Raw genomic sequence first — 400 nt, forward strand, 5'->3', positions numbered from 1 at the left:
TTCATCGTACTGATGTGAAGTTAACAAATTATTTTATAAAACAATTAAAGCCTTATGGTGTTACTCCAGAACAATGGAGCCTGATTAGTATTCTTGATAGTCAAAGAGGTATGACCCAAAAGGATCTAGCCCAAACGATTGATAAAGATCATAGTACGATTGTCAGAATGATACATTCCATGGAGAGAAAAGGGTTTGTCGTGAAGAATTTTAATGAAAACGATAAACGTTCACATTACATTCTTTTAACTGAAAAGGGTGAAGAGATAAAAAAAGACATTTTACCTGTAGTTAAAAATGCTAACGATTTTGTAACAAGTAGTTTAACTAGTGAAGAGGTTCAACAGTTAAAGGTATTGCTAAATAAATTATACAATGTAAGTTATTAGTCACATATTCC

Annotated in this window: 1 protein-coding gene; it reads left to right on the forward strand. The window is 31.2% G+C overall.

The window, feature by feature from the left end:
* Positions 1-389: MarR family winged helix-turn-helix transcriptional regulator (locus tag KI356_RS27710; RefSeq protein WP_212937064.1), on the forward strand; the 389-nt coding region annotated here is incomplete at its 5' end.
* Positions 390-400 lie beyond the last annotated feature (11 nt).

It is taken from the genome of Bacillus hominis (genome assembly GCF_018332515.1).
GTDB classification, from domain to species: domain Bacteria; phylum Bacillota; class Bacilli; order Bacillales; family Bacillaceae_G; genus Bacillus_A; species Bacillus_A hominis.